The following is a 26,479-nucleotide window of genomic DNA, read 5'->3' on the forward strand; positions in this document are numbered from 1 at the left end:
GCTGAGTCCGCGACGCTTCTTCCATTTCGCTATGCGTTGCATACGATCACACTGCTTCCGCCCATCAGAACCCTTACTGTCGCGGGCAACTGCGCAGCTCCATGGCTGCATTGCGCAGACCCTGATTGCGGGGAAGCCACCGGTGTGGCCAATCCGGTCATGATCGTGGGAAACAGACCCAGCGCCGACCGGAGGTTGGCCACGGTCGGAAAGGCATCGTTGAGAATTTTGTCGACATCTGTCGACGGCTCGATCCCCAAGCCGGATAGGATGTGATGGAGCGTGCTCATCAGGGGAGGTCCGTACTTGGCTGCCTTGGGAAACTCGTCGAGCACTGTCATCGCGGAGTCGATCGGTCGTTCGATGTCCCTGAGGAATTCGATGATCTGCGGCGACTTTCCGCCCAGTGTCGCGGCGATGCGACTGAGGTTGGCCACGAGCGTCGAAATCACCGCGGCGCGGTCGGTGGTGTATCGGGACAGCTTGTCGACGCTGTCGAGCATCGGCGCGAGCCCGCTGCCGTCGCCCTGAACCAGGGTGAGTGCGTTCCGCGTGAACTCGTTGATTTCGTTGGGCTGCAAGGTTTCCAGTGCGGGTTGCAGGCCGTTGAACAGGGTCGTGATGTCGAAGGAGGGGACTGTGTGGTCCAGTCCGATGTGTCGTGTGGGCGCTCCGGCGTCACCGCTACCGGTAATGTCTATGAAGCGCACTCCGGACAGGTTCGCGTATTTGATCGCAAGTTTGCTTTCAACAGTCAACTTCTCGGTGTCGTTGACCGTGAAATTGACACGCGCAAAAGAACTGTCGCCGGCCTGGTGCAGCTCGACAGCTTCCACCTTTCCGACTCGCACCCCTCGGATTCGTACGTCCGCATTGGGTCTCAACCCCGACGCGTCGCTGAAGTCGGCGCTGTATTGCGCCGGACGTTCACCTGTGGGGTTCTTGATGGCGTTCTGAATGAGTACGAACAGCAGCGAGGCCACGACTCCTGCGGCGATGAGGCGCAACGCTGGACCCACCAGCCTGACCGGTATGTATTTCTTCACCTGGGCCTCGATTCAGATGGGGCACTGAGTCCCACTACTGGTGTCTGGAGCACCGGCAGCAGCTCGAGAGCGAGCTTGACCTTCAGAGTTCGGGCACCATCGGGGCCCGGGCCGAAAGCTCCGTCGAGATTGCTGACAAGGGTGCGGAGAGTGACGGGGGTGAGTGCCCCCTCCCCCATCGCAGGCAGCAGATCGGCCGCGCTCTTGACGATCTGGACGGTCGATTCCAGATTCGATCTGTTGGAGGTCAGCAGAGTGCCGACGAGGGTGAAGAACTGGTTGGCGATTGCTTCGAGCGCTTTCGCGTACCGGTTCTGAATGTCGTCGCCCGCTGGACGAAGCTCGCTATTGTAGACGTGAAAGCCTGCGTCTATCACTCCGAGAGTGAACGGCGGCAGCGCTCCGGCAATATCGTTGTAGCGGTCGATGAGGTAGTCGGGCATCGACCGTTGCGTCCGTTCCACCGTTTCGGCGACGACCACCCCGGCGTGGACCAACGGTTGCAGCGACGCGGAATAGTCCAACGAGCGTCGTATGGCGTCCATCATCGGTGGCAGCAGCGCACCGTTGACGAATTCGGACCCGGTGTCGATCATCGTTCCCATCGTGTAATCGCCGCCCGCGGGCCGCCAGATCCGCGCGCCGCTGAGCACGATGGGTTGAGTATCGTTGCCGGCATCGACGATGTTGACGGCACTGACCCCGAAATAGTTCTGCGGCCGGAAGTCGAATCCGAAATTCTGCCGGAGCCCGACGACGCTGTTCTTGTCCAGATCGAGGGTCATCGCCGTGCCTGAACGACCGATTGCCAGGTCATCGACACGACCCACCGGAACTCCGTTGAGAATGACGGGTGTCCCGGCCTCGACTCCGATCCCGACCGCAGGTGTGTCGATGGTGAAAGTCAATCGACCAGACCGCTGTCCGGGCAGCACTGTCCGCAGCGAAACGACCACCACCACTACAGCCACGACAGCAGCCACGCTGCCCAGCCCGACTCGGCGAAGTAGCCTGCTTTGCTTGGCTTCCGAGCCGATGAGAAATCCTGAGTACACAATTCACCCCTTGAAGATCAGGTCGGGGTGCAGACCCCACAAGACAACGGTCATGGCGAGATTCAGCACGATCGTCATCACCAGGCTCGCTCGGATCGCCCTGCCCGCTGCTCGACCGACACCCTCGGGGCCGCCGCTGGCGAAGAAGCCGTAATAGCAGTGGATGATCGTGATGGCACCGCAGAACACGACCGCTTTCGTCAATGAGTAGGCAACTTCCACAGGGTCCAGAAACTGGCTGAAATAGTGGTCGTAGGTGCCGGCGGGCGCATTACGGAATATTTTGACGAACAGGCTGCAGGTAAGGAATCCGATCGCGAGCGACAGCAGATACCCCGGGATCACGCACAGCATACCTCCGATGAGACGTGTTCCGACGACAAAGGGAATCGACCGGATACCCAAAGTCTCCGTCGCGTCAATTTCTTCGGAGATACGCATCGAGCCGATCTCCGCGGTCATCCGGCATCCGATCTGGGCGGCGAAACCGATCCCGGTCATGATCGGGCCGATCTCCCTGATATTGAAGAATGCCCCGATGACGCCGGTCAGTGGGCCGAATCCGATCAAGTTCAGGCTGTTGTATGCCTCGATCGCCACGGATATGCCGATAGCGATACCGAGAACCATGAGAAGGGAGATCACCCCACCATCGACGACGATCGACCCGCGTCCCCATGCCATGGAATTCATGGTCTTCATCGTCTGTTTCCGATAGTGCCGGAGAGTGATCGGAAGGTAGAAGATCGTCTGCGCTGCGAAGAGGACCCACCGGCCGGTCGCCTCGCTGACCGTCTGCAGGCCACGGTTCGGCCCCTGGACGAGCCGCGTAACCCGATTTTGATATGTGCTCGGTGTACCCACCGCTCAGCCCACCTGACTGGGGAAGAACATCGACTGAAGCTGCGTGGTGACCAGGTTGGTGATGAAGATCGCCACGAATCCGAGCACCACGGACGCGTTGACGGCGTCTGCGACACCGCGAGGTCCGCCTTTGGCCCCCAGTCCTCGCAGGCTCGCGATCACGACCACGAGCACTCCGAAGATCATCGATTTCGCGATGGCGAAATAGAGATCCGTACTCGACGCGAAAGCGCCGAACGATTGCCAGAAACTTCCCGGGATCACGCCGTTCACAGTGATCGCCAATGTGTATCCCGCTGTCACCGCGGAGGCGACGATGACCACACAGAGAATGGGCGAGACGATCAAGATCGCAAGAAACCGCGGCAAGACCAGACGCTGTACTGGATCGACTCCCATAACCCGCATGGCATCGATTTCTTCCCTGATCGACCGCGCCCCCAGATCGGCAGCGATCGCCGAGGCAGCCGCGCCACCGAGAAGTAGCCCAGCCGCGATCGGGGCCCCCTGTTGAATCACCGCGATACCGCTGGCCGCGCCGGCCAGCGACTTGGCACCCACCTGGTTGACGATCGCACCGACCTGTACCGAAATTTCTGTACCGAACGGGAGCGCGATCAAAACCGCCGGAAATACGGTGACCGTCAGCAGGAACCAAGCCTGCTGCAGCATCTCGAGAACCGGTAGTTTCAGCTGCACGGTCGAGGTGAACGCATATCTGACCACACCGCCGAACAGAAGAACTGCGCGGCCGAAGGTCGCCATCGACTGCCTCGGAACGGTGCGCAGATAGTTCCCGGCCCGACGCCCGGCTACGGATAAACAGGACCATGAAGAGCTTCTGTGGAACCGCCGCGTACGGATCAAGTCGGACACGGTCGTCACAGGCCCGCCCCGTCCGTGGTAAACCGCTTCGGGTGGTGCATCTCGGACAGCGGGTACTGCATCACAACCTCCACGAACGTGATATTCGGAGCAGCGGGCACACAGGAATAATCCGAACGTTTCGCCGGCACCTGCCGAGAAATAAGGGAGCACCGCGGCGACCGCATTTCTCCGCCGGGGGTGCTCGCGTTCACAAACCTGCTGATCCGATCGAGGCCGTTAGCTGCGAGGGCCTCGGACTGGACTGCGACGGAATAACATCCCTCGCTCTTGCATGATGCATCTTATGTTATCCGGCCCCACTGTGACAAGCATCTCTTGCAGCACGGTATGGGAGATGTGCCACAAACTAGGGGTAGGCGAGCCGGACCTTCGCCATTACTCCACTTCAGGGCGGCGAGCTCCGGTGTGGACGGATTTGTGACTCGCAAACGCTCCAAATTTTCTGGTCGATGGTCGGCGGAAACGGTGCAGCACTTGCTTACCTCGATCTGTCACTTCATAATGTTCACTATGTTCAGCTGGCCATATGTCATGGGCTTCCCCATCTGGCAGCACTACAGACGTCCGCGCTCGGCATGGGCTGTACCTACGCGCCGGGGTCGACGATCCGGTCGGGCACCGGCATTGCGAGCATCATGATTTCCCCCGCAGAGTACGAGCGCCCGGGATGCACCAGTCGTAGATGCTCCCGTACGGCCGGCACCAGATCGTCATCCGCTGCGACGATCATGGTTCCGCAAGGGCAATTCAACTGATACGCCATTGGACCTCCTTACCGAGCTCTGGCTTCGTATTGTCTAATTGTCACGAGAATTGGACGTCTGTCAGGTCGATTGGCGGCTCGATGATGCGGCAACCGAGGGAGATGCGATGGCGACGGTGAACCGGCAGGACTATTTCGACGCCGCGCTCGAGATGCTCGCAAAGTCGGGGTACGGCAACCTGCGTCTCACCAGCTTGTGCAAGTCGCTCGGAGTGACGTCCGGCTCGTTCTACAACTGGTTCAAGGATTGGAACGACTTCGTCGCCCAGTTCCTCGCGTACTGGAAGGCCGAGAAGACCGAGAATGCGGCGGACGAGGCAACTAGACTCGTGGATCCGCTCGCACGCTTGGACCGCATGCTCGAGATTGTGCAGGAGACGCCCCATGCGGCCGAGGTGGCCGTGCGTGCCTGGAGTTCGACCGATCAACGCGTCGCCGAAGTGCAGAACCACGTCGACCAGTTGCGATTGCAATTGATCGAGCAGACGATGACCGATCTGAACATCTCCCAGCCGCTCGCGCACCGGCTGGCTGAACTCGCCTTGAGCATTATTATCGGTCACCAGCACCTGGATCCGACCGAATTGAGATGGTCCCTTGCCCAGTTCATCGCTGTGGCGAGGTTGCACGCGGGAGCGGAGGAAAACCTCTGACAGCAACGACGACCACTCGATCGGTCCGAGGCGACGACTTCATGTCACGGGAGTGAGTCGCTTGATTCGCCGGGCCTCCGCAAAATCAATTGCGGCCTGCCAGTCGGCGTTCTTCGCGATCATCGCGCGGTACTTCATGATGTCGGACTGACCATTGACCGTGAGAGCACCGACCAGTCGATCACCAAGCCTGTACAGGGCGATCCATCGATGACTGTGCGCCGGATCACCTTCCACGATCGTAATGTCGTCGGCCGGGTCCGCGATGCCGACGAACTGGATGCGGCTGTCGTACCAGTCCGACCAGAAGTACGGAACGGCACTGTAGGGTAGGCCTCGGCCGGTGACCGCATTACGCGCGGCATGCGAGCCCTGTTCGGCCGCGGCAGTCCAGTTCTCCATTCGCTGGCGCAGGCCGAAGGCCGGATTCGGCCAGTTCGCCACATCGCCGGCGGCATAGACCCCGGCCGCACCAGTGAACAAGGTTGTGTCACAAACGATTCCGTTGTCGATGTGCAAACCCGAGTCGCGCAGCCATTCCGTGGCAGGTTGCATCCCGATCCCGACAACCACCATGTCCGCCGGTAGACGCCGGCCGTCGTCGAGCACGACGTGCCGAACATGGCCGTCTCCTCCGACCTCGGCGACACCGGTCCCGCAAAGTAGTGCGGTGCCATTGCGCTCGTGCAGGAGCGCGATCGCTGAGCCCAGGCTTCCCACCGCCCGCGCAAGGGGCGTCTGCTGGGCTTCCACAATCGTCACGTTGGCGCCGATTCTGGTTGCGGCGGAGGCTATCTCGGACCCGATGAACCCCGCACCGACGACGACCACATCCGCCCCCGCCGTGAGCTTGCGGCGAATACGCTCGGCGTCCTGCAGAGTCCGCAGCGCGAATACTCCGTCGAGGCCGTGGGTGTCGGGCAGCACCCTGGGTATGCCGCCGGTGGCGATGACCGCGGCGTCGTAGCCGATTTCCCGGCTCCCCACGTATAGGCTGCGCCCCACCGTATCCAGTGCCGTCGCTGCGGTGCCGAGACAGAGGTCGATGCCCAACTGGTCTGCGAGGTATTCGCGTTCACAGAAGTAGGACACGGGCACGAACGGGTCCGCGAGAAATGTCTTGGACAGGGGCGGCCGATCGTAGGGCAGTGCATCCTCCGCCCCGACCAGGGTAATCCTGCCGGGGAAGCCTGCCTTGCGTGCTGCTTCGACCGCCCGCAGACCGGCGAGCGAGGCGCCCACAACGACGAGTCGCTCGATTTCGGCGTTGTTCATTTCTCGATCGACAGGGCGAAGGTGGGACAGCCGGCGACTGCTTCCTCGATCATCTCGAGGTCGGCGTCGGCGATATCGTCGACGAGGACTTCGAGATCACCGTCCTCGGTGACTTCGAAGTAGTTCGGGGCAATGGATTCACAGACACCCAGCCCGGTGCACTTCCCGTGATCCACCTTGATCTTCATCATTGATTTCCCTTCTTTACCGGCGGCGTTTCCGGTATGCGCGATCAGAACATCCGCCGAAACAATTTGAGAGCCCGTGCACTGTAGGGCGGATACACGAACAGAGGATCGGGCCACTGTGTCCGCGACAGCACCGACTTGGCATGGCTCAATGTCTTGAAGCCGGTCTCCCCGTGGTAGGCGCCGATTCCGCTGGCGCCCACACCGCCGAACGGGAGTGCTGGTACCAAGCAGTGCATGGCCACGTGATTGATCACGGCCCCGCCTGCCGGGATGCGGTCGACCAGCTGACGGGCTCGTGATCGGGAGCCGGAGAACACGTAGACGGCCAAGGGTTTGGGCCGGCTGTTGACCAACACGACCGCGTCATCCATCGATTTCACGCCGATCACGGGCAGGATGGGACCGAAGATTTCTTCTTTCATCAGGGGCTCGTCGAGATCCGGGTTCACGATGATCGTCGGATCGATGGTCAGAGTCTGCTCGTCACAGCCGCCACCGTAAACGACCCTCCCGGTCGTCTCCCGTAAGCCTTTCGACAACCGCAGGTGCTGTCGTTGATCGACAACACGCAACCCCGCCGTGGCATCGGTGCGAAATTGGCCCGCTACTTCGACGAGCTTGTCGACCAGGCGATCACGAACCGCATCGGACACCAGAATGTAGTCGGGTGCGATACATGTCTGCCCGGAGTTCAACAGCTTCACCCAGAGGATCCGGCGGGCCGCGACATCCAGGTCGGCATCGGAATCGATCAGAACCGGGCTCTTGCCGCCGAGCTCGAGGGTGACCGGGGTGAGGGTGGGAGCCGCACCGGACATGATGTGCCGGCCGACTTCTGTGCCACCGGTGAACAACGCATGATCGAAACCGGCGGCCAATAGTTCCTGAGTGGTTTCGGCATCTCCCTCGACGACTCGTATCGCCTCGGCATCGAGATACTTCCCGACCAACTCGACCAGCAGAGACGAGGTGTGCGGTGCGTGCTCGGACGGCTTGATCACCGCGCAGTTTCCCGCAGCCACCGCCGCGACCAGCGGTCCCAGGGTCAGATAGATCGGATAGTTCCATGGTCCGATGATCAGCACCGTCCCCACGGGCTCGTATTGCACCCACCCGCTCCCCGGACGTTGGGTCAACGGGATATGGGCCCGCCTCCGGCGCATCCACCATCGCAGCCGTTTGCGCGCGTATTCAGCCTCACCTCGCGTCGAGGCGATCTCGCCGAGCCAGGTTTCGACCGCGTCGCGGCCCAGGTCGGCTGCGAGCGCCTCGGCAATGCGCTCTTCCTCATTCTCGACGAGATCGGCGACTCCGTTCAGTTGCTCGATCCGCCAGCGGAGACTTTTCGTCCGGCCACTGGCATGCACCTCGCGGAGCTGTTCGCGGATCCGACGTCCCGCCGAAGGTGCGGTGGTCCCCGATGCTGTGGTCATCGCGTGCTCAGATCTCGGGCCGGGGAAAGAGCCCAGTCACCAAGGCCCCGGTGATTCCCCCGTCGACCGCGATCGCCTGTCCGTTGATCCACTCCGCTGCGTCGGAAGCGAGGAACGCGATGACCTTCGCGATATCCTCGGGCGTGGCATGGCGGCCGACGAGATCTTTCACGCCGTCGAGGGCTTCCTTGCCCATCGTCGCCTCGAAGTCACCGAGAATCGGTGTCTCCACCGGCCCCGGCAGCACCGCATTGATTCGCACCCCCTGCCCCGCCAGCCCTATACCCATCATCATCGCGTATACGGTCGTGACTTCTTTGGAGAAGTTGTATGCGTTGCCTGCAGGGGTGTGTTCGGCAAACCAGCGCCGGCCTTCTCCGAAGGTATCGGTTGACAACACCTCTTTGATCGCGTCCAGCCGGTCCGGCCAGCCGAACCCGGCGGAAGAGGAGACAATGACGACAGCTCCTCCCGAGAGCCTGTCCAGAAGCGATTCGGTCAGATGGCGAACGGCGAGAGCGTTGACTGCGAAAACAACATCCCCCGGCGCGGTCCCCGGAATGCCGGCAACATTCAGCAAGCCGTCGAAATGACCGTCCAGCTGCGCGACCGCGGCATCGATGCTCGATTCGTCCGCGAGATCGACTTTGATGTGCCGGGCGACTGCCCCAGTCGGGTCGCGACGGTCGAGGCTGTACACCTCGGCTCCATTTTTGATCAACAGATCAGTCGTCGCGGCGCCGATACCGGAGGCCGTGCCTGTGACGATGATTCGCTTTCCCTTGAAGTCTGACATTTCTTTCCTCACCGTGTATAGAATTCAGCGCACCGTACAGGGCATCGATTTCACCGAGCGAATCAGGCATCCGGTCAGGTATTCCGGTTCACCCACTCTGAGGTTCGGGGCACGATGCAACAACTGGTCGAATATCTCACGGAGCTGAATTTTGGCAACAAAGCTACCCATACAGAAGTGCGGCCCTCTGCCTCCGAATCCGACATGCGGATTCGGGTTCCTGGTGATGTCGAAGCTGTGCGGGTTGTCGAAAACTTTGGCATCTCGATTTCCGGAAGGGTAGACCAGAACCACCCAGTCTCCCGCTTTCAAGGACTGCCCGGCGAGTTCGGTATCTTCGGTGACCGTGCGCCTGAAGCTCACTACCGGTGACGCGAAGCGTACAAATTCTTCGACCGCCGTGGCAATTCGGCCGTCGTAGTCCGACAACAGCAACTCGCGCTGTTCGGGAAATTCTTGGAATGCCTTCATCGTCAGCGTCGTGGTGTTCCGCGTCGTATCGTTGCCGGCCACGGACAGCAGCACAAAGAATGCGGCTATCTCATCGTCGGTAAGCCGCTGGCCGTCGACTTCCGCCTGCACGAGGGCGGACATGAGATCGGACTTGGGTGACGACCGCCGCCTGGCAGCGAAGTCCATCCCGATCATCAGAAGCTGAACCAACGCCTCGTTTAGCAACTCGAGCGGCGACCTCCCACCCGCCACGTCATCATCGTTCCAAGCAACCATTTCCTCTGCGTGATAGGCCGCTTGTTCCCGATGCTCTTCCTCGAGACCCAACATCTCGTAGATCGTCCACATCGGCAACCGTTTGGATACCAGCTGGACGAAATCCCCACCGGGAACCTCGAGCAAATCGTCGACTATGCGACGGGCCTGATTCCTGATCTGGTCACGGATCAATTCCACTCGTTTAGGTGTGAACGCGGAGCTGACCACCTTTCGCAGGCGGGCGTGCTTGGGATCGTCCATCCCTAGAAAAGAGGAGGCCGCTTCGACGACGTCAGCGGGCAGCTCCTCCATTGTCACGCCCTGCGCGGAGCTGAAAATCTCCGGTTTTCTACTGATGTGACAGATCATCTCATGCGAAGTGGCCACCCACATCCCTGCGACGTCGGGGATGGTGAGCCCGCCTTGCAGCGGCGCATGCCACGACAACGGGCGCTCGTTTCGCAGGATTTCGAAGGTCTTGTCACGTTCCTCCGCGGTCTGGGCCCAAAAATCCAATCCGGAAATATCCAACGGATCGTAGGGCCTGGGAGTCACCGACTCGGCGGTCATGCCTTGAGCTCCTGATCAGAATCTTGCATAAGTTTGCGTTTCAAAATTTTTCCAGTCGGAGTCCGGGGGATCTCGTCGATGAATTCAACTTCACGCGGCACCTTGAAGCCGGCCACCCTCTCACGAGCGCATGCGAGGATGTCCTCGACCAATTCGTCGCCGGGTTCCACGCCGTCTTTCAGCTGTACAACGGCCTTCACGCGCTGACCCATTTCCGCATCCGGAACACCGATCACCGCGACGTCGAATATTTTGTCGTGCAGCGTGAGAGCATTCTCTACTTCTTGCGGATATATGTTCACCCCGCCGGAGATGATGACGAAATCCTGACGCTCTGCCAGATATAGATAGCCCTCGTCGTCGAGATACCCCAAGTCGCCCACGGTCGTCCACGTCGGATGCTCGGGATGGATCGCCTTGGCGGTCTTTTCCGCATCCCGGTGGTATGAGAACGGCACAACATCACGTTCGAAGTAGATGGTGCCGATTTCCCCGGCCGGGAGCTCGGCTCCGGACTCATCGCACGCATGCGCGATTCCCAACCCCCGCTTACCGACTGATCCTGGTTTTTCCAGCCATTCCTGGGTCGAGATCATGTAGAGACCGTGCTGTTCGCTGGAACTGTAGTACTCGAACAGGATCGGACCCCACCAGTCGATCATCGCCCTCTTCACCTCGGGCGGGCACGGCGCGGCGGCGTGTACCGCCATCCGCAGCGACGACAGGTCGTACCGGTGTCGTACCGACTCATCGAGCTGAAGCATCCGGACAAACATGGTCGGCACGAACTGAGCCAGGGTCACCTGATACTTCGCGATGGCCGCCAGCGCATTCTCCGCATCGAACTTCGGCATCTGCACCACGGTTCCACCAAGAGCCTGGACGGCAGCGGCCCATTTGAGTGGAGCCGCATGGTAGGCGGGCGCCGGTTGCAGATAGATGTCGGTGTCGCCGATCCCGAAGACCTGCACCATCATGCCTACGATCGGATCCCCGGGCTCGTCGACCTGCATGGACGGCAGCGAGGGGCGAATCCCCTTGGGGCGTCCGGTTGTCCCCGACGAATAGAGCATGTCCGAACCGCGCGGCTGGTCGGTCAGCCTCGGCGCGCTGGTTTCGATCACATCTCGGTAGAGGACATGGCCTTCCAGAGCGCCCCCCATTACGACGCGATATTCAACAGCCGGTGTGAGCCCGACGATCGCTACCGCCAGCTCCCCCAGCGCGGCGGATACGAACAGCGCCCGCGCCTGGCAATCGTCGACGATGTAGGCGACCTCCGCCGGCGCGAGGTGCGAATTGATCGGCGTGATGTACAGCCCGGACCGCAACGCCGCCCAATATATGGCGAAGACTTCGTTGATATTGTCCGACAGCATCGCGATCGTATCGCCGCGTCGAAGTCCACGCGCGTACAGCTCCGCCGCGATGGCCGCCGACTGATCCTCGAGCTCCCGATAGGACATAACCGTCCCGGATTCGGACGCGATGACCGCGGGCTTGTCCGGGGTTTTCTGAGCGAAGATTCCTGGAAACATGGTGACTACCGCCCTATACCAGCAGGTCGGTCCGACCGTCGGCTTTGAGGCGTTCGACGTAGTTCGGCACCAGCTTCTTGGTCAACGGTGCCATCTTCAGCAGCGAGGTGATATTTCCCGACACCTTGACCTTGCCCTTCGCCATAGCCAAGGGAAGATTCACCTTACCCTGCCAATAGGCATTCCCGGTATCGGCACTCATCAACATCTCGGCGACATCAGCGTCGTCCTCACCGACGGGCCGGATCTCTCCGGCACCCAAATCGATGATCAGGCTGACGTCCGGGTCGCTGTATGTGGTTCGCAACCGCGCACCCGTCGCCCGCAATTTCGGCCCCAGTTCGGGATCGGCAAAGGCATCTTCGAAGATGCCGCCCAGATACTTGACGACTTCGTCGGCGTTGGCAAAGCCCATTATTTTCTTCTCCTCATTTCAACCGAGCAGTCGGTGGCTCGCCGTCGCGAAGCCTCGCTGTAATCGTTCGCGCGCTCCAGAGCTCGGGTGTGACCCACATCTCGGTGACCTACGTCTCTAACATAGCACTGATTATGTTCTGTGTCATCAGTCGGTTCTACACCTGCGGCCAGGCAGCCCCCATCGGCAAGGACTTCGGAAGCGATCACACGGCGGCGACCGCGTCCAGCTTAGCCCGCGGAGATTTCCAAAACATGTGTCAAACAGGCACTACCGATCGGAAGACGACTCGACGAGACCGGGCGATGCCGCGCCAAGCCAAACGGCCCACTCCCCGCGGGTGCGAGCCCAAGACCAGACACGCAGAGCGAGCTCCGAGGTGAAATTGATAATTGACATTATGTTTTAGCGGCGGCGTACCTTTCCTGAAGTGCATTCGGCTCCGTGGATCGATCCCCCGCGGACCGAAAACTGCCCAGCTGGACGACGCGACGTCGACCTCGCGTCACACGAACCGGCCGACGAGGGTCGCAACGAATCCTCAGTGGCACGCAACCTACTTGCATCAGGTTGGCGATCAACGGCATCGGCTGACGCTGCCCGGGCGCCATCACCACGAGGGGCTGCTGCAGCCGGACCGGCTGCTTGCTGCCTCACCCGATCTGAGCCAGCTTGCGGCCGTCCTCCGACGTCAACGCCCTGACGAACACTCCGGTTTGCGAGCCACCGTCACGACCACCCCCACGGCAGCACCACCGGTCGACGGCCGATGATCGGCCTCCCACCCCGTGTGGCGGGCTACAGCATCGACCTTTCAGCCGCGACACAATAGCTCACCAAAGTTGGTCGATGACGTTGCAGGCATTTTCAAGCGCTTCGAGCGAGCCGCTGCTGCCTGCGAGCGAATCCTGTTCGCGGTAGGAATTTCAGGGGTTCCCCAGGCGGCGACCGACCGTGAACACGATTAGGTTGTCACGCAGATTCTGTAGGCGATTTTGCGCATAGCCGCTCCGCGAACCGTCCGCTACGGGAGAAAGGTCCGGGGGTCCCGCCGGGCCACGTTCGCCTCGTCCTCGCCCACGTAACATTTGTTGCATCCCCGCTGGTGGATTAACATTCCGCCATGTCCGGTACAAGCTGATTGAAGGGCGCTTCGTGGCGAAGAATGTCATCGTCGAGCTAGTGGACGACTATGACGGGATGTCGAAGGCCGATGAGACGGTGCGCTTCGACATCGATGGTGTTGAGTACGAGATCGACCTGTCACTGAAGAATGCGGGCAAGCTGCGCGCAGCGTTCGAGCCGTGGACCGGGCCGGCTCGGCGGGTTGGTCGGATCCCGCGGGGCAAGAGCAAGACGATCGAAACCCGGACCACCGCGGACAAACGGCAGACTGCGGCGCTTCGGGATTGGGCTCGCGACAACGGATATGAAGTTTCGCGGCGTGGACGGATTCACAAGGACATCGTCGAGGCCTACAACAAGGCCCACTGAACGTGGCTTCAGCCACGTCGGGGCGTGGTGTCGGTCCTCGTCGAGCTGAATCGGTACAGGACGGTCGGCACTCGCCAGGCTTGGGTAAGCCCCATTTCCCGAGCCAGATCGCCCTCGCGGTGTGCCTGCGGGCAGGAGTGTCAGATGTTTTCGGAGGCCCGTGCCACATTCATCGCTGGTATTGCGCCCGGCGCAACGAATATACTCAGAACTCGGGCGCGGCGGCGGCGAAACGCCTACGCACCGATCAGATCCTATGGCCGGCAATCGGATTCTCAGCGGGGCCCGTAAAGGCGATCTGAAAGGGGGGCAGCTACAGTCATCATGGATCACCATTCCACGGGTGGTGGTTGAATTCGGCCGTGCGATTTTCTACGTTAGATGTTATCGAACACATGGTTTAGGCAAATCTGCCGCAGCGAGGAATACGAGTCCCCTCTCGCGCACGGATCTGCAACATTTTTGTTGGATATCGGTGCCGTGTGTGCGAGTGCACTCGCACACACGGAGGTTGACCAGTGATTCCATGCTCTGACCTGCGCCGATATGTGGCACATCTGCCGGAAATCGGCTCTGCGGCGCCCTCGGGAATGTTTGCTGGCGGGGGTGATCGACGGTGATCACGTCCGTCATCCCGCCCCAGTCACCGCTGCAAGAACTCATCCACGGCCCCCTGTCCACGACCGCGACGCGTGTCGCCGACGGTGAGGTCTTCTACGGGATGTGCACCGTCGGGGAAGCTGGACGTGTCATCGACAAGTACGCCTACGCCGTCCTGGACTGGCGGCCGGGCGCGCGCCTGGAGTTGACCTGCATGGAGTCGGGTGTGCTGCTGGCCCGCCCTGCCGTGGATGGGCCGGTCCTTGTCACCGTGGGCGGGTTTTTCCGTATCCCGTATCGGCTGCGGCGCCGGGTGAGTCTGTTCATCGGTGATCGTGCCCTGCTGATTGGGCATCGCACCCGCAACCAGCTACTGATCCATCCGCCCGCTGCGCTCGACGAGATGTGCGCGGCCAGCCTGCGGGTCCTCGAGGCGGTGCGGCGATGACGACACCCACTCAGCCGGCGGCGAACGCCGAGACCATCGCCGCCGCGCGAGTGCTGCTGACCCAGATGGGTATCTCTCCCGCCGATCTCGTCACCAGCGGCGCGGCGGTGCCGACCTTCGGCGAGATCATCCCCAAAGTGAGGGCGCGGTTGTCGGAGGGCACGCTGCGCACCTACAACACCCACTTCGAGCACCTCCTCGCGGTGTGGAGCGATCACCGCCTCGACGAGCCGACGAAGAGCGATCTCGAGGAGAAGGCGCGCGCGATTCAAGCCGCCGCTCAGACCAACCGCGCCTCCCGTGGCGGCGCCTGTGCCGTGCAGCACTTCATCAGCGCGGTGCGCTGCGTCTACCGCTACGGCGAGGACAACGGCTGGATCCGCCCGTGTGACAACCCCGCCCGCAAACTGACCATGCCCGTCCGGCGCCCTTCGCACCGCTACGCGATTCCCTCGGGCCAGTTGGCCGAGATCTGCCAGACCGTGGCCACCACTGGCGACGACCCCGAACTCGACTCGCTGATCCTGCGTCTGCATATCGAGACCGCCTGCCGCCGAGGCGGTGCGCTCGCTCTGCGCCCGCACGACCTCGACCCCGACCAATGCCTGGTGTATCTGCGGGAGAAGGACGGCACCGACCGGTGGCAACCGGTGTCGCCCACCTTGATGCGACACCTGCTCGACCACTCCGCCATACGCAACAGCCCCCAGTCCGGGCAACTGCTGCGCTACCGCAACGGAAAACGCATCACCGCACGGCGTTTCGACTACATCTGGCGCCGGGTCGGCGAGGTCCTGCCGTGGGTCGCTGCCCAGGGCATCAGCATGCACTGGCTACGCCACACCACTCTCACCTGGGTTGAACGCACCTTCAGCTACGCCGTCGCCCGCGAATATGCCGGACACCGAGGCAAAGCACCGGGCACGACTGCCACCTACGTCAAATCCCATCTCCAAGAAGTCGCCGCTGCGCTGTCGATACTCACCGCCGAACCGCATCCGCTCGTCCCCGGACACCAGCCGGGCACGCATGCGCCGTCCGCACGCTGATCGCATCGCGACTAAGGACTGTCATGACCGAGATCGCCCTCACCTCACCCACTGCCGTCGTCGTGCGCACCGCTCCGCCCGAGACGACCACACCCAAGCCGCGTGCGCACGGCTTCTTCTGGACAGTGCTCACCGCGGCAGCCGCGGTCAGTATCACCGGCAACGCCACCCAAGCCGTCCTGCACGACACCGCACTCCCCGCTGTCGCTGCCGCGGTCGCGATCATCCCACCCCTTGCTTTGCTGGCGGCCGTGCATGGGGTTTCGGTGCTTGCGCGTGCGCACGCAGGAGCCCGCAGTACCCATCTGATCGCCACCGCGATGACCGCTCTCATCGCGACCGGCGCGTTCTGGTTGTCGTTCACCGCACTACGGTCACTCGCGATCACCGCAGGCGTCCCGCACGGGGAGGCATGGCTGTGGCCGGTGATCATCGAAGGCTCGATGGCCCAAGCGACGGTCGCACTGCTCGCGCTCGCCCACTCCGGCCCCCACAGTGACAGCGGTTCGGTCACCACTGATCAGTGCGCACCGCAGAACACGTGCACACCATCGGCCACACCGGCAGCGACGCAACCCGAGGTGATGATCGACAGCGATCATGTGCGTACGCCATCGCCGTTAGCCGACCGCACCGACGCAGAGTTCAGGGAAGTGGCGGCGCTTCTGTGCGCACGAGATCCCGGCCGCCGCCGTGATCCCGACACAGTCGCCCGAGCACTGACTCACCATCACCTCGATGGGTGGACACCAACTCGAATCGCACGGGAACTGAACAAAAGCCGCTCGACCATCAGTCGGATACTCAGCGACGCCGCAACAATCGACATCCCAGACACTGAAATCATCGCCGCGCCCAGCAATGTCCGTACGGAACAGGCTGACACCGACGACATTTCCGGGGGACCGTGCTCCCACGCCGGCTGCTGACAATCGCACCGCCGCTGGCCCGACTGTCGTACCAGGACGAGCCAGCTGCAGCCGGGAACTGGCGCTGACCGAGGCTCGGCCGCGACGTGAGTGGTGACCGCCGTGAGCATCGCGGATTCCTTCCATCCGTTCCATTGCCTTCCAATTCATTCCGTTTCGCTGGGAATGCAATGGAATGGGTTTCGGTCCGCCGATGCGTACTGGTATGTGCGGTCAGTCGACCCGGACGAGCATGTTCGTACGCAACCGGGGCAGCTGGTGCGCGGTGACCTGGGCGGCGGATTCGCTGGTGCGGCGGTCGTTGTGGCCGTAGACGTGGTCGGTGACGGTGACCGATCCGTGCCCGGCGTCGCGGGACACCACGAACATCGGCACGCTGTCCTGCAATTTCCACGAGATCCCGGTGTGCCGCAGCGTGTACGGCGTCAGATGCTTGATCCGCAGGGACTTCAGGGCCGTGCCGTAACGGGCAATTAACTCCCCGGGGTCCGCGCCCCGCCACAACGCCCGGCGGGTGAAGGAATCAGATGTCCACGCGCACCAATGTCGTCGCCGCGCTAGAACGCGGGGGCAGCACGCGCGAGCCCGTCGAGGCACAGCCGGGCGGGTTGCCACGCCTTCTCGTAGAAGTAGGAGGCGGTGATCGGCCCTTTGTCGGTCTGGGCCCATGTGCAGCTGGATCGGACGAATCTGCCTCAACCGTCGACCATCAGGAAGGACTCATCAATGCATCAGCACGCCAATACCTCTCGACAGCGGGTCGCTGAAGGTGTTGGATACCTCACAGAGCTTTCGTTGCAGGTACCAGCACCACAAACGCGCCGCTACAGCGCAACGGCTTGGGAGGGGGTCCCCCGCATGGACATCGACCTCACGTGTCCACACTGCCGCCAACTCGACTCGGTTCAGAGTGTGCCCGCGTTGAATGCGGATGGTGTGTCGACCAGCTCCGGGACGAACGTCTATTCCGGCGTTGGTGTGGCTTCAACTGGCCTGGTCCCGGTGTTCGGTACTGCCACGATTGAGCACGCTCACACCACAACACTTGCACGGAGTCTGGCCCGCGAGCCCGCACGTACTCCAGCCGGGCGCCTGACCTTCTTCGCGCTAGTGCTGCTGTTGCCAGCGATGTGCTGGATCGTTCCGGCAATCCTCTCGGTCGCCGATCCGTATCCCGGCGTATCGCGATGGGTCGCGGCTCTTTCCACCGTGATCTTCTTCGTGGTCCTGACGACGCCTGGCGGCCTCCTGCTCAGCGTTGCCCTACGTCGTATTCGCCGCAACGGGAGAGTCGTACGAGGACGTCGGCGCGCTCACGCTGTATGGCAGGCCGGTTTCTACTGCCATCGGTGCGGTGTCGCGTTTTGGCCCTTGTCTCCAGCACCGGGCATTCCTTCACGGCAAGCCTTCGCGCCGCAGCACTTCCGGTGGTTCGTGTGGAACGCCGGTGGTTATGCCAGCGCCTGAATCCAACATCGAGTCGGGAGAGGTGGTTGGTGTGGCGGTCGGCTTCGGTGATGGGCTCGCCGACATTGTGCCGCCCGTTGCGCGTGCGGCGGTGATCAGTTGCCGGGCTTGTTTGACGCTGATTTCGAGCAGATCAGCGACATCTTCGTCAGTTTGATCTTGGTCACGGATCACTGCGGCGGCAACAGCTTGGTCGGCGCGGTGGCGGGCGATCTCCTCACTGGCTCGTGATTCGACTGCGCTGATCTGCTGGCGCAGCGCCTGGATTTCTTGGTCACGCTTGGCTTCACACGTCGTGATCGCCTGCCAATCGATGAGGTACCGCTTCACCGCGTCGGTGATCGCTCGCTCCCGCTGACGTGCCTGTTCTCGGCGTTCACGAATACGCGCACGCGAACGTTCCAGTCGCTCAAGGGTTTCCGGGGATCGAACTGTCCGCGGTGACCGCGGCGGATGACGCGACGACATGGCCGACCTCCTAGTCGGGCCTGCCTGCTGATTCTCCCGCGATCGATCATACTCCCGCACTCGCGCGGCAAGTCTCGTTCGTATTTGAACGATGATCTGTCGAATTCGATTCCTGCGCCTCGCCCAAGCTCGCGACGAGTGTTCCAGCACGTGTGATCTGGTCGCCGCAGTCTTGCCGCTCAGCTAACCCTGCTTACGCCTGATCCAGATCGCGAGCAAATTCCGAGCCAGATCCAGGCGTTATCCGTTCAGGTTGGCGAGCAGGAAGTCGCGGGCGACGCCGGCGGCTCGTTGAAACTGCTCCTCGTACACGGCGAAGTGCGGGCCGGGGATCAGCGCCAGTTGTTTGGGTTCCAGTGCCTCGGCGTAGCTCTGCAGCGCGATATCGGCGGGTGTCAGGGTGTCCTGATCGGCGATCACCATCAGCAACGGTGTCGGAGATACGCGGCGCAGGAACGCTTCCGGGGCGTAGGACTGGAATTTATCGATGCTGGAGAGGGTGACCTCGTTGCGCCAGGTGGGGACTTGCGGGCCGTTGGCCATCAACCAGTTGTAGACCTCGATACCGGGCATGGCGACGAGTTCGGTCGGATCATCGGAGGCCGCCTTGATCGTCTGGTGTGGTTTACCGGAGGCGCGGGCTTGGCGGTCGGCGGCGATGGCCGCATGCACGGTCGGCAGCATGATGGTGGGCACCAAGCTGCGGAAGTTGGCCCACCCGTTGGTCAGTGGCACCTGTGATACGACCGCACGCACGCGCCGGTCGGTCGCCGCGACGACCAGGACGTGGCCGCCGGCGAAGCTGGTTCCCCAGATGCCGATGCGTTCCGGGTCGATGCCGTCGAGGGTCTGCGCGAAGGTGATTGCATCGCGGTAGCCCTCGATCTGCGCGGCGGGGTCGACCTCGAAACGCGGTTCACCATCGGAGGTCCCGAATCCAGGGTGGTCGTAGACAAGACAAGCCAAACCAGCCTTGCTGAACACTTCGGCGAACGGGGCAACCCATTCCTTGACTCCAGCGAACCCGTGCGTCATCACCACCAGCGGGACGACGCCTGAGGCCTGCTCGGGCCGATACAGCCAACCCCGCAAGGTCACTGCGCCACTGGTGAATTCGACATCGACACGCATCGCGGTCCCTCCCATTGCACCGGTCTTGTAATCAAACTACGGCGCAGGTGATCTGCTGTCGAAGGTTTCTCAAATCCTTGCGTCTGACCCGCTTTGAGCAGCTGCGTGGTCAGTGTTGTTGGCAGGTCCCCTGATTCGTGGGGTATGAGCATCCACTCCGCCCATCTCCTCTATCGGCTGCTGCGGAGCCGCCGGTGTGCACAGCTCCATTCCTAGTAGCCACGCACCACACCCCCGCTGGTCCGCAGTCGCCGCGTCTGTCTGCCGTTGTTCTGTCCTTTCGAACGCCAGGTTCGAGCGATCCCCTCGCTCGGATCTGGCGTTCTTTCGTTTCCGCGGAAGGTGTTCTGTCATGCCTGAACTCGATACCACCGCGTGTGCGGTGTGCCGGACCCGCCGGAGTGGTCCGCGATATCCGGTCGAGGACCAGTCGGTGTGCCCACCGTGTCTCGGTGAGCTGCCGTCGTGTGATGGCTGCGCAAACCGAGTGCTGCATGTCACCGAAACCGCTGATGACCGTCGACTGTGCAGCACCTGCACGGCGGGGTGGAGCGGCTGTGTGTCGTGTGCTCGGTTGACCCACCCGTACGAGCGCACCGACACCGACGAAACAGTGTGCTACCGATGCGCAGACGCGTTCTTCGACCGGTGTTTCAACTGTGGCCGCCACAGCGCCGCGAGCCGCTATGTCTCCGGTGGGCTGCGAGCCTGTGTCCGCTGCGCGGCCGGGTTTAGCTCATGTCGGGAGTGCGGGACGTTGCTGCGCGGGCAACGCTCGTGTGAGCTGTGCGCGCATCCGGCGCGGGTACGTAACTACAGCTTCAAACCCGATCCCCGCTTCCACGGCGAAGGGCCGCTGTTTTTCGGGCTCGAACTCGAGATCGTCGTCCCCGACGACACCCTCGACACCGCGGTGGAAGTGGCAACCGATCGACTGTCGGGGCTGGGGTATCTGAAGCGGGATTCGTCGATCCAGCCCGGCGGCTTCGAACTGGTCACCCACCCGATGAGCTACCGGTACGCCCTGGATCGGTTCCCGTGGCCGCTACTGGAAGAACTCGAGGATCTCGGCTGCGGCACGAACGCCGGAGTCGGGCTGCATGTGCACGCCAGCCGCGCCGGGTTCGCGTCCCCGGCGCATGTGTTCCGGTGGATGAAGTTGTTGTACCGCAACGAATCCGAGGTCACCAGGCTCGCGCGGCGACGCTCCCGCTACGCCCCGTTCGACCGGGCCGCGCGCTCAAGGGTCAAGGACACCGCCAAGAACCACGTCCACGCCTTGGGCCTGGACCGGTATCAGGCCATCAACCCCTACCCGCGTCACACCCTCGAACTGCGGATCTTCGCGGCGTCGCTGGATGTCGGGCGGGTGCAGGCGGCGTTGGCATTCACCGCGGCCTCGATCGACTACACCCGCGCCCTGCGCATCCCCGACGTACGCGCAGGCGCGTGGGAGTGGACGCGATTCGCCACGTGGGTCGATGAGCGCCCGGCGTATCTGCCGTTGACCGAACAGCTGCGTGAATTGGAGCTCGCATGTGCCTGCTGACCTGCTTCCCGCCCGGTATCGCCCCTGATCCGCATCCATTGCGGATCGGCGCGCACACCAACCATCACGGCCACGGGTACGCCCTGATCATCGGCGACGGCATCCGCATCGGTCACAGCATGGATTCCGAGCCGTTGATCCAAGAGTTCACCGGTTTGCGTGCGCGGTATCCCGACGGGTACGCGTTGTTCCATTCCCGCTACGCCACACGCGGTGTCCGCTCGATCGAGAACTGTCATCCGTTCCGGCTCGGTGGTGATCCACGAACGGTGCTGGCGCACAACGGGACCCTGCCCAAACGGGTACATCCGCGCGCCTACGATCCGCGGTCGGATACCCGGATCGCGGCCGAGGAATATTTGGCCGCACAGCCATTCGGGTCGATCGACACCCACCGCGGGGCCCGCGGTCTGGCGTCGTGGCTTGGGTCAAGCAAGCTGCTGATCCTCACCGTCGACCCCACCTACCAGCACCGCGCCTACCTCTTCGGTGAACAGGCCGGGATCTGGGAGGACCGGATCTGGTACTCCAACACCAGTTATCAGCCGATGTCGCGGCGCTGGCCCGACCGCTACCGGCTGCGCTGCGGTGGGTGCCGGGAGTTCGACCTCGACCGGCGAGGCCGTCACTGCACGTGGTGCGGTTGGTGCTTCGACTGCGAGCAGCCCTTCCCGCACTGTGATTGCTACTCCCCTCACGCCACCCGAGGCCGCAGTGGCGAGGCGAGTGCGCTGACCCGCACCCGGCGCACCGGTCACCACCGCGCCCGCACGAGCGCACCTGACACTGCCTGACCCGCGCCACTGTCGATCTCCACCTCACCTGTCAAAGCCCCCGCACCCCACCGGTTTTCCGGCGGTTGTGCGGGGGCTTTGCCGTTCCCGTCGAAAGGTCGTGATCCCCCATGCCCACCACCACCGTGCCCGATACGCGCTGTGAGGACTGCGCGCTCATCGTCGCCTCGGACACTGTCGTCACCCTCGTCGAAGGCGACCGGGTCTGCGGTGACTGCGCCACCGGTCTCTCGTTGTGCGATGGCTGCGCCATCCACACCCGTGAGGTCGGCTACACGGTCACCGACACCGCGCTGTGTCCTCGCTGCCTTGACGGTTGGTCGCGTTGTGACCGCTGTGATCTGTTCACCCGCGATATCACCGCGGTGATCGACGGGCCGGACGTGTGCCCGACCTGCGTCGAAAATTACGACCGCTGTGATGAGTGCGGCGCGTACGCCGAACACACCGAGACCGTGCAGGGCGGCAACGAGGTGTGCTCGACGTGCCGCTTCGATGACTACCACTACTGCGAGGACTGCGACACCCTCATCCCGCTCAGCGACGACCGCTGCGACGACTGCTACCACGAGGGCGGCCACCACCTGGTCCACGACTACGACTACCGCCCGCAACCGTTGTTCCACGGCGAGGGCCCGCTGTTTTTGGGCATGGAACTCGAACTCATCACCCCCCATTCGCAATTCGACGACGCGGTCGAACTCGCGGTCGCCCAGCTCGGGGACCTGGGTTACCTCAAAGAGGACAGCTCCATCAGTCCGTGCGGGTTCGAGCTGGTCACCCACCCGATGTCGTGGGACTACGCGCGCACCCGGTTCCCGTGGCAGCTGTTGAACAAGCTGCGGCTATTGGGTTGCCGTACCGACAGCAGCGTCGGGATCCACGTGCACGTCTCCCGGGCCGGGTTCTCTTCCCCCGCCCACATCTACCGGTGGCTGAAGTTCGTCTACCGCAACGAATCTCAGGTCACCACGCTGGCGCGACGCCGCTCGCGGGACTGGGCGGAGTTCTCCCCCGAAGCCCGCTCGAGCGCCGCCGAATTCGCCAAAGGCAGCACGAACGGGTGGGGCCGCTACCAGGCCATCAATGTGTACCCCGCCCACACCTTCGAACTGCGCGTGTTCGCCAGCTCCCTGTACCCGCACCAGGTCAAAGCCGCGCTCGCGTTCGCGGCGGCGTCGGTCGAATACACCCGCACCCTCACCGCCGCCCAAGTCGCGCGCCGCCGCGGCTGGGAGTGGTCGGCGTTCACCGCCTGGCTGTCCACCCGCCCTGATTACGCCGATCTGCTCACCGAGTTGGAGGTCCTGCGATGTGCATGCTGACATTCCTCAAACCGGGCGCCGCCCCCGACATCGCCGCGCTGCGCAACGGGGCCCTGTCCAACCCGCACGGCCACGGCTACGCCCTGATCACCGCGGACACGATCACCACCGGCCACAGCCTCGACGCCGAGACCGCGATCGGTGAATTCGCCGCCTTGCGTTGCGAATACCCCGACGGTCCGGCGTTGTTCCATTCCCGCTTCGCCACCCACGGCCAGCACACCGTCGACAACTGTCACCCCTTCCTGGTCGGCGGCGACGAGCGAACCGTGCTCGCCCACAACGGCATCCTGCCTTCGGCTGTCCACCCCGCTGCCGGGGACGAGCGCTCCGACACCCGGATCGCGGCCGAGGATTTCTTGCCCACCACGCCGTTCGGGTCGCTGGACTCCTGGACCGGGCGGGAGGGCCTGGAACGGTGGCTGGGCAGCGACAAGATCGTGCTGCTCACCGTCGATCCCGCCTACCGCCACCGTGCCTATCTGTTCAACGAGGCGCGGGGGCATTGGGGCGCCGGCACCGGTATCTGGTACTCCAACCACGATTACCTCGGTTACCGCTGGGGCTACGTCTACGACGGCGAACTCGACTACTGCTTTTGCTGCGGCGAAGACGACAGCGAACGCCTCGGCCCGCACTGCGGCTATTGCGGATTCTGCGCCGATTGCTACCAACTTTTCCCCCACTGCGCCTGCCCCGACCTGGCGGGCCGCCAACGCTACGCGGACCTGCTCGACATCGAAAACGCCTGAACCCCAGGTACTTCCCTACCCCAACCCGCCTACAAGGAGCACGTCTGTCATGCCCCAGCGCCTGAACCAGGCCAGCGCCCTGATCCGTGTCCCCGACACTAATGACCGCCAGGTCATCGCTAGCACTGACGGACACCGCATCCGGGTGCGAATCCGCGACACCGACAAGCTTGCAACCGAACGGTTTTACGCCGATCGCGCCCCCGAGACCGCCGACGCCCTGACCACGGCGATCGCGACAAGACACCGCCCGGTGCGGTGGCTCACGCCGCGGCGTCGGCGGCAGGCAGCGAACCGATGAGCGGAGACCACACCATCGCCGACAACGGAGCCCAGACACAGATCCGGTTGCTGCGTCACGTCCTAGACCGCCTCGACACCCTCATGCGGGACGCCGCCCCGTGGGACGGGCTGCGCCGCCTGCGCGCAGTCATCGCCCAGCGGGTCACCGTGCTCGCCGACACCGACGCCACCGACGACGACGGTCACGGTGGCGGTGAGTCCGCCGATCCGGTGATCGCACTCATCACCATCGAACTTCATCGGCTACGTCGCTGCGGCTCCGCCGCGACGATCACCACCCGCGGCGGACACCGCCACGACCGCGTCCACGTCGCCGCGGTCCACCGCCACCACACGGTCCTGCACCGCCTCGGTGGCCGCGACCGGGTTCTGCTGCCGCTGCGGTTCATCGAAGCAGTCCACCCCCACACCCCCGCCTCGACCGACAAGGAGCCCACACCCCAATGACCGAGCCCACACCCCAATGACCGACCCGTTCCCCACCGACCGCCGCCAGTCCCTCACGCTGCTGTTCACCGACAGCGGCAACTCCCCCATTCCAGGCGTCGAGGGGTGATCCCGATGGGCACTGACCTGTCTTGCTTCAGCGCTCGTATCCAGGTCGATCCGTACCACGCGCCGTACCTGCCCGACCGTGGGCGGCTGCTGTCGATGCTGGTCGTGGGATATCACGCGGCGTTTGCCACCGGCCCGCGACCGGGTACCCCCATCGCGGTCTTCGACCGCCTGCCCAACCGCACTCTCGTACAGGGCACCGCTGCGCTGGCGTTGGTGCGCGTCGAGTACGCCACCGAAATCACCACCGTCGCCCCCGACGGTGGCAGCGAGATCAGCTGGGCCCCTGACCCGTTCGGTATCGGACTGCCCGAATTCGGGTGGCGGCTGGTTCCCGCGCAACGCACTGGTGGCCGGTGGGTGATCGCACACGGGTGCTGGGCCGCCGGTGGCCGACAAGGTGTGCTTCCGCGCTCACTCACCACCCAGGTACCCGGTGCCCCGACCGTCGTCACCGTCCACGACCACGACCCGCACACCGGAAACCGATGGCCGAGCACCTGATCGGCCACATCGGCGACCTCATCGCCTGGATCGAGGCGAACCTGCCCGACCTCGACGAGGACCACTTCCACCCCTGGACCACCGGCCCCGCCGCACCCGGCGCACCGACAGCCCGCATCGAGGTCGGCATCCACAGCCCCGGACACCCCAACCGGCGGGTCAGCGTCGCCCTGACCGCCGAACCTGTCCACTGAAAGATTCGAGGTGAGCATTGACTTCCACACCATCGTCTGCGACCGGCCCGGACCGGGTCCCGGTCCCCGCCCGCCTCACCGGCGCTACGCGTGCGCGGGGACTGGTCGTCCCGCACATCACTCTCACCCATCGTGACCCCGCACGACCGGTCTGGGGAATGCTGGATCCGCGCCGTGCCTGGGAGATCTTGTGGGGCAAGCGGTGTCAGATCTGCGGTCAACGGCTCGAGGACCGGGTTATCGTGTTCATCCGCTCGATCGACTACCTGCGCGGCCTAGCGGTCGAACCGGGTTTGCATCCCGAGTGCGCGCACTACAGCCGCCTCGCGTGCCCGATGCTGGCAGGACAACAACACCACTACCACCCCAACCCCACGGTGCGCTTCGCCCACTGTGACGACACGGACTGCCAATGCCGGTACTGGCAGCCCCGCGACCCCGACCCCCGCGAACCGTCCCGGCAAGGGCAACCGGCGGAAGCCTGGTACGAGGCATGGCTGCACATCGATGACTACCGCATCATCGACGACCCCGGCAGCGAGCACGTCGCCACCGCAGTCGGAGTGAACCTCACCGGTGTCCGGTTCCTGAAGCTGCGCAAAATCCGCGACGCTGCCACCACGCCCTCCGGGGATCAGCCGCCGGAACCCTTGGCGATGCTGGCCGCGCTGCGCGAGGTGTTCGGGATCTGACCACACCACTGATCCATCCACCATGTG

At 63.3% G+C, this 26,479-nt stretch carries 29 protein-coding genes; 14 read left to right on the forward strand and 15 right to left on the reverse strand.

Going from position 1 to position 26,479, the window contains the following annotated elements; genetic code table 11:
- Positions 1-29: 29 nt before the first annotated feature.
- The 5 genes from ACZ60G_RS40840 to ACZ60G_RS40860 form a co-directional block, all read right to left on the reverse strand.
- The gene (locus ACZ60G_RS40840; protein ID WP_465817329.1) at positions 30-1,046 is read right to left on the reverse strand and encodes an MlaD family protein; all 1,017 of its coding nucleotides are present in this window, start codon (positions 1,044-1,046) and stop codon (positions 30-32) included.
- Positions 1,043-2,029, reverse strand: a complete 987-nt coding sequence (locus ACZ60G_RS40845; protein WP_465817330.1) for an MlaD family protein — start codon at positions 2,027-2,029, stop codon at positions 1,043-1,045. Before ACZ60G_RS40845 ends, ACZ60G_RS40840 begins: the two co-directional genes overlap by 4 nt.
- A 75-nt stretch (positions 2,030-2,104) precedes the next feature.
- Positions 2,105-2,902, reverse strand: coding sequence for an ABC transporter permease (locus tag ACZ60G_RS40850; protein ID WP_465817380.1), 798 nt, complete (start codon positions 2,900-2,902; stop codon positions 2,105-2,107).
- 66 nt (positions 2,903-2,968) lie between these two features.
- Positions 2,969-4,003 (reverse strand): MlaE family ABC transporter permease, encoded by a 1,035-nt coding sequence (locus ACZ60G_RS40855; protein WP_465817331.1) that lies wholly within the window; start codon positions 4,001-4,003, stop codon positions 2,969-2,971.
- A 436-nt stretch (positions 4,004-4,439) separates the two neighbouring features.
- Complete coding sequence (locus ACZ60G_RS40860; protein ID WP_465817332.1) at positions 4,440-4,616, reverse strand: hypothetical protein; 177 nt, start codon at positions 4,614-4,616, stop codon at positions 4,440-4,442.
- Between the two features lie 107 nt (positions 4,617-4,723).
- Between ACZ60G_RS40860 and ACZ60G_RS40865 the strand changes: the two genes are divergently transcribed.
- Complete coding sequence (locus tag ACZ60G_RS40865) at positions 4,724-5,269, forward strand: TetR/AcrR family transcriptional regulator (RefSeq protein WP_465817333.1); 546 nt, start codon at positions 4,724-4,726, stop codon at positions 5,267-5,269.
- 39 nt (positions 5,270-5,308) lie between these two features.
- On the opposite strand, the gene ACZ60G_RS40870 is transcribed toward ACZ60G_RS40865, so the two are convergent.
- From ACZ60G_RS40870 to ACZ60G_RS40900, 7 genes are read right to left on the reverse strand one after another with little or no spacing between them, the layout of a single operon-like run.
- Positions 5,309-6,544: an NAD(P)/FAD-dependent oxidoreductase gene (locus tag ACZ60G_RS40870; protein WP_465817334.1), complete on the reverse strand. Its 1,236-nt coding sequence runs from the start codon at positions 6,542-6,544 to the stop codon at positions 5,309-5,311.
- The gene (locus ACZ60G_RS40875; RefSeq protein ID WP_465817335.1) at positions 6,541-6,735 is read right to left on the reverse strand and encodes a ferredoxin; all 195 of its coding nucleotides are present in this window, start codon (positions 6,733-6,735) and stop codon (positions 6,541-6,543) included. The genes ACZ60G_RS40870 and ACZ60G_RS40875 overlap by 4 nt, the downstream gene beginning before the upstream one ends.
- A 41-nt stretch (positions 6,736-6,776) precedes the next feature.
- Entirely contained in the window at positions 6,777-8,168 is a 1,392-nt protein-coding gene (locus ACZ60G_RS40880) for an aldehyde dehydrogenase family protein (RefSeq protein ID WP_465817336.1), read from the reverse strand.
- Positions 8,169-8,175: 7 nt separating this feature from the next.
- Positions 8,176-8,964: a coniferyl-alcohol dehydrogenase gene (locus ACZ60G_RS40885; RefSeq protein WP_465817337.1), complete on the reverse strand. Its 789-nt coding sequence runs from the start codon at positions 8,962-8,964 to the stop codon at positions 8,176-8,178.
- A gap of 24 nt (positions 8,965-8,988) precedes the next feature.
- Positions 8,989-10,245 carry a cytochrome P450 gene (locus tag ACZ60G_RS40890; RefSeq protein ID WP_465817338.1) on the reverse strand — a complete coding sequence of 419 codons (1,257 nt, stop codon included), beginning with the start codon at positions 10,243-10,245 and terminating at the stop codon, positions 8,989-8,991.
- Positions 10,242-11,783: an acyl-CoA synthetase gene (locus ACZ60G_RS40895; protein ID WP_465817339.1), complete on the reverse strand. Its 1,542-nt coding sequence runs from the start codon at positions 11,781-11,783 to the stop codon at positions 10,242-10,244. Before ACZ60G_RS40895 ends, ACZ60G_RS40890 begins: the two co-directional genes overlap by 4 nt.
- Positions 11,784-11,796: 13 nt before the next feature.
- On the reverse strand, positions 11,797-12,198 hold the full coding sequence (locus tag ACZ60G_RS40900; protein ID WP_465817340.1) for an SCP2 sterol-binding domain-containing protein: 402 nt from the start codon (positions 12,196-12,198) through the stop codon (positions 11,797-11,799).
- 1,155 nt (positions 12,199-13,353) lie between these two features.
- Between ACZ60G_RS40900 and ACZ60G_RS40905 the strand changes: the two genes are divergently transcribed.
- From ACZ60G_RS40905 to ACZ60G_RS40920, 4 genes are all read left to right on the forward strand, one after another.
- Positions 13,354-13,692, forward strand: coding sequence for a histone-like nucleoid-structuring protein Lsr2 (locus ACZ60G_RS40905; RefSeq protein ID WP_465817341.1), 339 nt, complete (start codon positions 13,354-13,356; stop codon positions 13,690-13,692).
- Positions 13,693-14,308: 616 nt separating this feature from the next.
- Positions 14,309-14,740, forward strand: a complete 432-nt coding sequence (locus tag ACZ60G_RS40910; RefSeq protein WP_465817342.1) for a hypothetical protein — start codon at positions 14,309-14,311, stop codon at positions 14,738-14,740.
- Positions 14,737-15,789 (forward strand): tyrosine-type recombinase/integrase, encoded by a 1,053-nt coding sequence (locus ACZ60G_RS40915; protein WP_465817343.1) that lies wholly within the window; start codon positions 14,737-14,739, stop codon positions 15,787-15,789. Before ACZ60G_RS40910 ends, ACZ60G_RS40915 begins: the two co-directional genes overlap by 4 nt.
- Positions 15,790-15,812: 23 nt before the next feature.
- Positions 15,813-16,718 (forward strand): DUF2637 domain-containing protein, encoded by a 906-nt coding sequence (locus tag ACZ60G_RS40920; RefSeq protein WP_465817344.1) that lies wholly within the window; start codon positions 15,813-15,815, stop codon positions 16,716-16,718.
- Positions 16,719-16,931: 213 nt separating this feature from the next.
- Here ACZ60G_RS40920 and ACZ60G_RS40925 read toward each other — a convergent pair whose 3' ends face one another.
- The 3 genes from ACZ60G_RS40925 to ACZ60G_RS40935 all read right to left on the reverse strand — a co-directional run bounded on the left by ACZ60G_RS40925 (position 16,932) and on the right by ACZ60G_RS40935 (position 19,784).
- Complete coding sequence (locus tag ACZ60G_RS40925; protein WP_465817345.1) at positions 16,932-17,222, reverse strand: hypothetical protein; 291 nt, start codon at positions 17,220-17,222, stop codon at positions 16,932-16,934.
- An 891-nt stretch (positions 17,223-18,113) separates the two neighbouring features.
- The gene (locus ACZ60G_RS40930) at positions 18,114-18,515 is read right to left on the reverse strand and encodes a hypothetical protein (RefSeq protein WP_465817346.1); all 402 of its coding nucleotides are present in this window, start codon (positions 18,513-18,515) and stop codon (positions 18,114-18,116) included.
- A gap of 378 nt (positions 18,516-18,893) precedes the next feature.
- Positions 18,894-19,784: an alpha/beta hydrolase gene (locus ACZ60G_RS40935; RefSeq protein ID WP_465817347.1), complete on the reverse strand. Its 891-nt coding sequence runs from the start codon at positions 19,782-19,784 to the stop codon at positions 18,894-18,896.
- 757 nt (positions 19,785-20,541) lie between these two features.
- Here ACZ60G_RS40935 and ACZ60G_RS40940 point away from each other — a divergent pair.
- The 9 genes from ACZ60G_RS40940 to ACZ60G_RS40980 all read left to right on the forward strand — a co-directional run bounded on the left by ACZ60G_RS40940 (position 20,542) and on the right by ACZ60G_RS40980 (position 26,452).
- Entirely contained in the window at positions 20,542-21,333 is a 792-nt protein-coding gene (locus tag ACZ60G_RS40940) for a hypothetical protein (protein WP_465817348.1), read from the forward strand.
- Complete coding sequence (locus tag ACZ60G_RS40945; RefSeq protein WP_465817349.1) at positions 21,321-22,127, forward strand: class II glutamine amidotransferase domain-containing protein; 807 nt, start codon at positions 21,321-21,323, stop codon at positions 22,125-22,127. Before ACZ60G_RS40940 ends, ACZ60G_RS40945 begins: the two co-directional genes overlap by 13 nt.
- Before the next feature lie 110 nt (positions 22,128-22,237).
- Positions 22,238-23,452, forward strand: coding sequence for a hypothetical protein (locus ACZ60G_RS40950; protein WP_465817350.1), 1,215 nt, complete (start codon positions 22,238-22,240; stop codon positions 23,450-23,452).
- Positions 23,440-24,204, forward strand: a complete 765-nt coding sequence (locus ACZ60G_RS40955) for a hypothetical protein (RefSeq protein ID WP_465817351.1) — start codon at positions 23,440-23,442, stop codon at positions 24,202-24,204. The genes ACZ60G_RS40950 and ACZ60G_RS40955 overlap by 13 nt, the downstream gene beginning before the upstream one ends.
- Before the next feature lie 49 nt (positions 24,205-24,253).
- Positions 24,254-24,505, forward strand: a complete 252-nt coding sequence (locus ACZ60G_RS40960) for a hypothetical protein (protein ID WP_465817352.1) — start codon at positions 24,254-24,256, stop codon at positions 24,503-24,505.
- Positions 24,502-24,954 carry a hypothetical protein gene (locus ACZ60G_RS40965; protein ID WP_465817353.1) on the forward strand — a complete coding sequence of 151 codons (453 nt, stop codon included), beginning with the start codon at positions 24,502-24,504 and terminating at the stop codon, positions 24,952-24,954. The genes ACZ60G_RS40960 and ACZ60G_RS40965 overlap by 4 nt, the downstream gene beginning before the upstream one ends.
- Positions 24,955-25,068: 114 nt before the next feature.
- Positions 25,069-25,566, forward strand: a complete 498-nt coding sequence (locus ACZ60G_RS40970; protein ID WP_465817354.1) for a hypothetical protein — start codon at positions 25,069-25,071, stop codon at positions 25,564-25,566.
- Positions 25,551-25,760 (forward strand): hypothetical protein, encoded by a 210-nt coding sequence (locus tag ACZ60G_RS40975; RefSeq protein ID WP_465817355.1) that lies wholly within the window; start codon positions 25,551-25,553, stop codon positions 25,758-25,760. The genes ACZ60G_RS40970 and ACZ60G_RS40975 overlap by 16 nt, the downstream gene beginning before the upstream one ends.
- 17 nt (positions 25,761-25,777) lie before the next feature.
- Complete coding sequence (locus ACZ60G_RS40980; protein WP_465817356.1) at positions 25,778-26,452, forward strand: hypothetical protein; 675 nt, start codon at positions 25,778-25,780, stop codon at positions 26,450-26,452.
- Positions 26,453-26,479 lie beyond the last annotated feature (27 nt).

The organism is Nocardia sp. NPDC102475, from assembly GCF_055584605.1.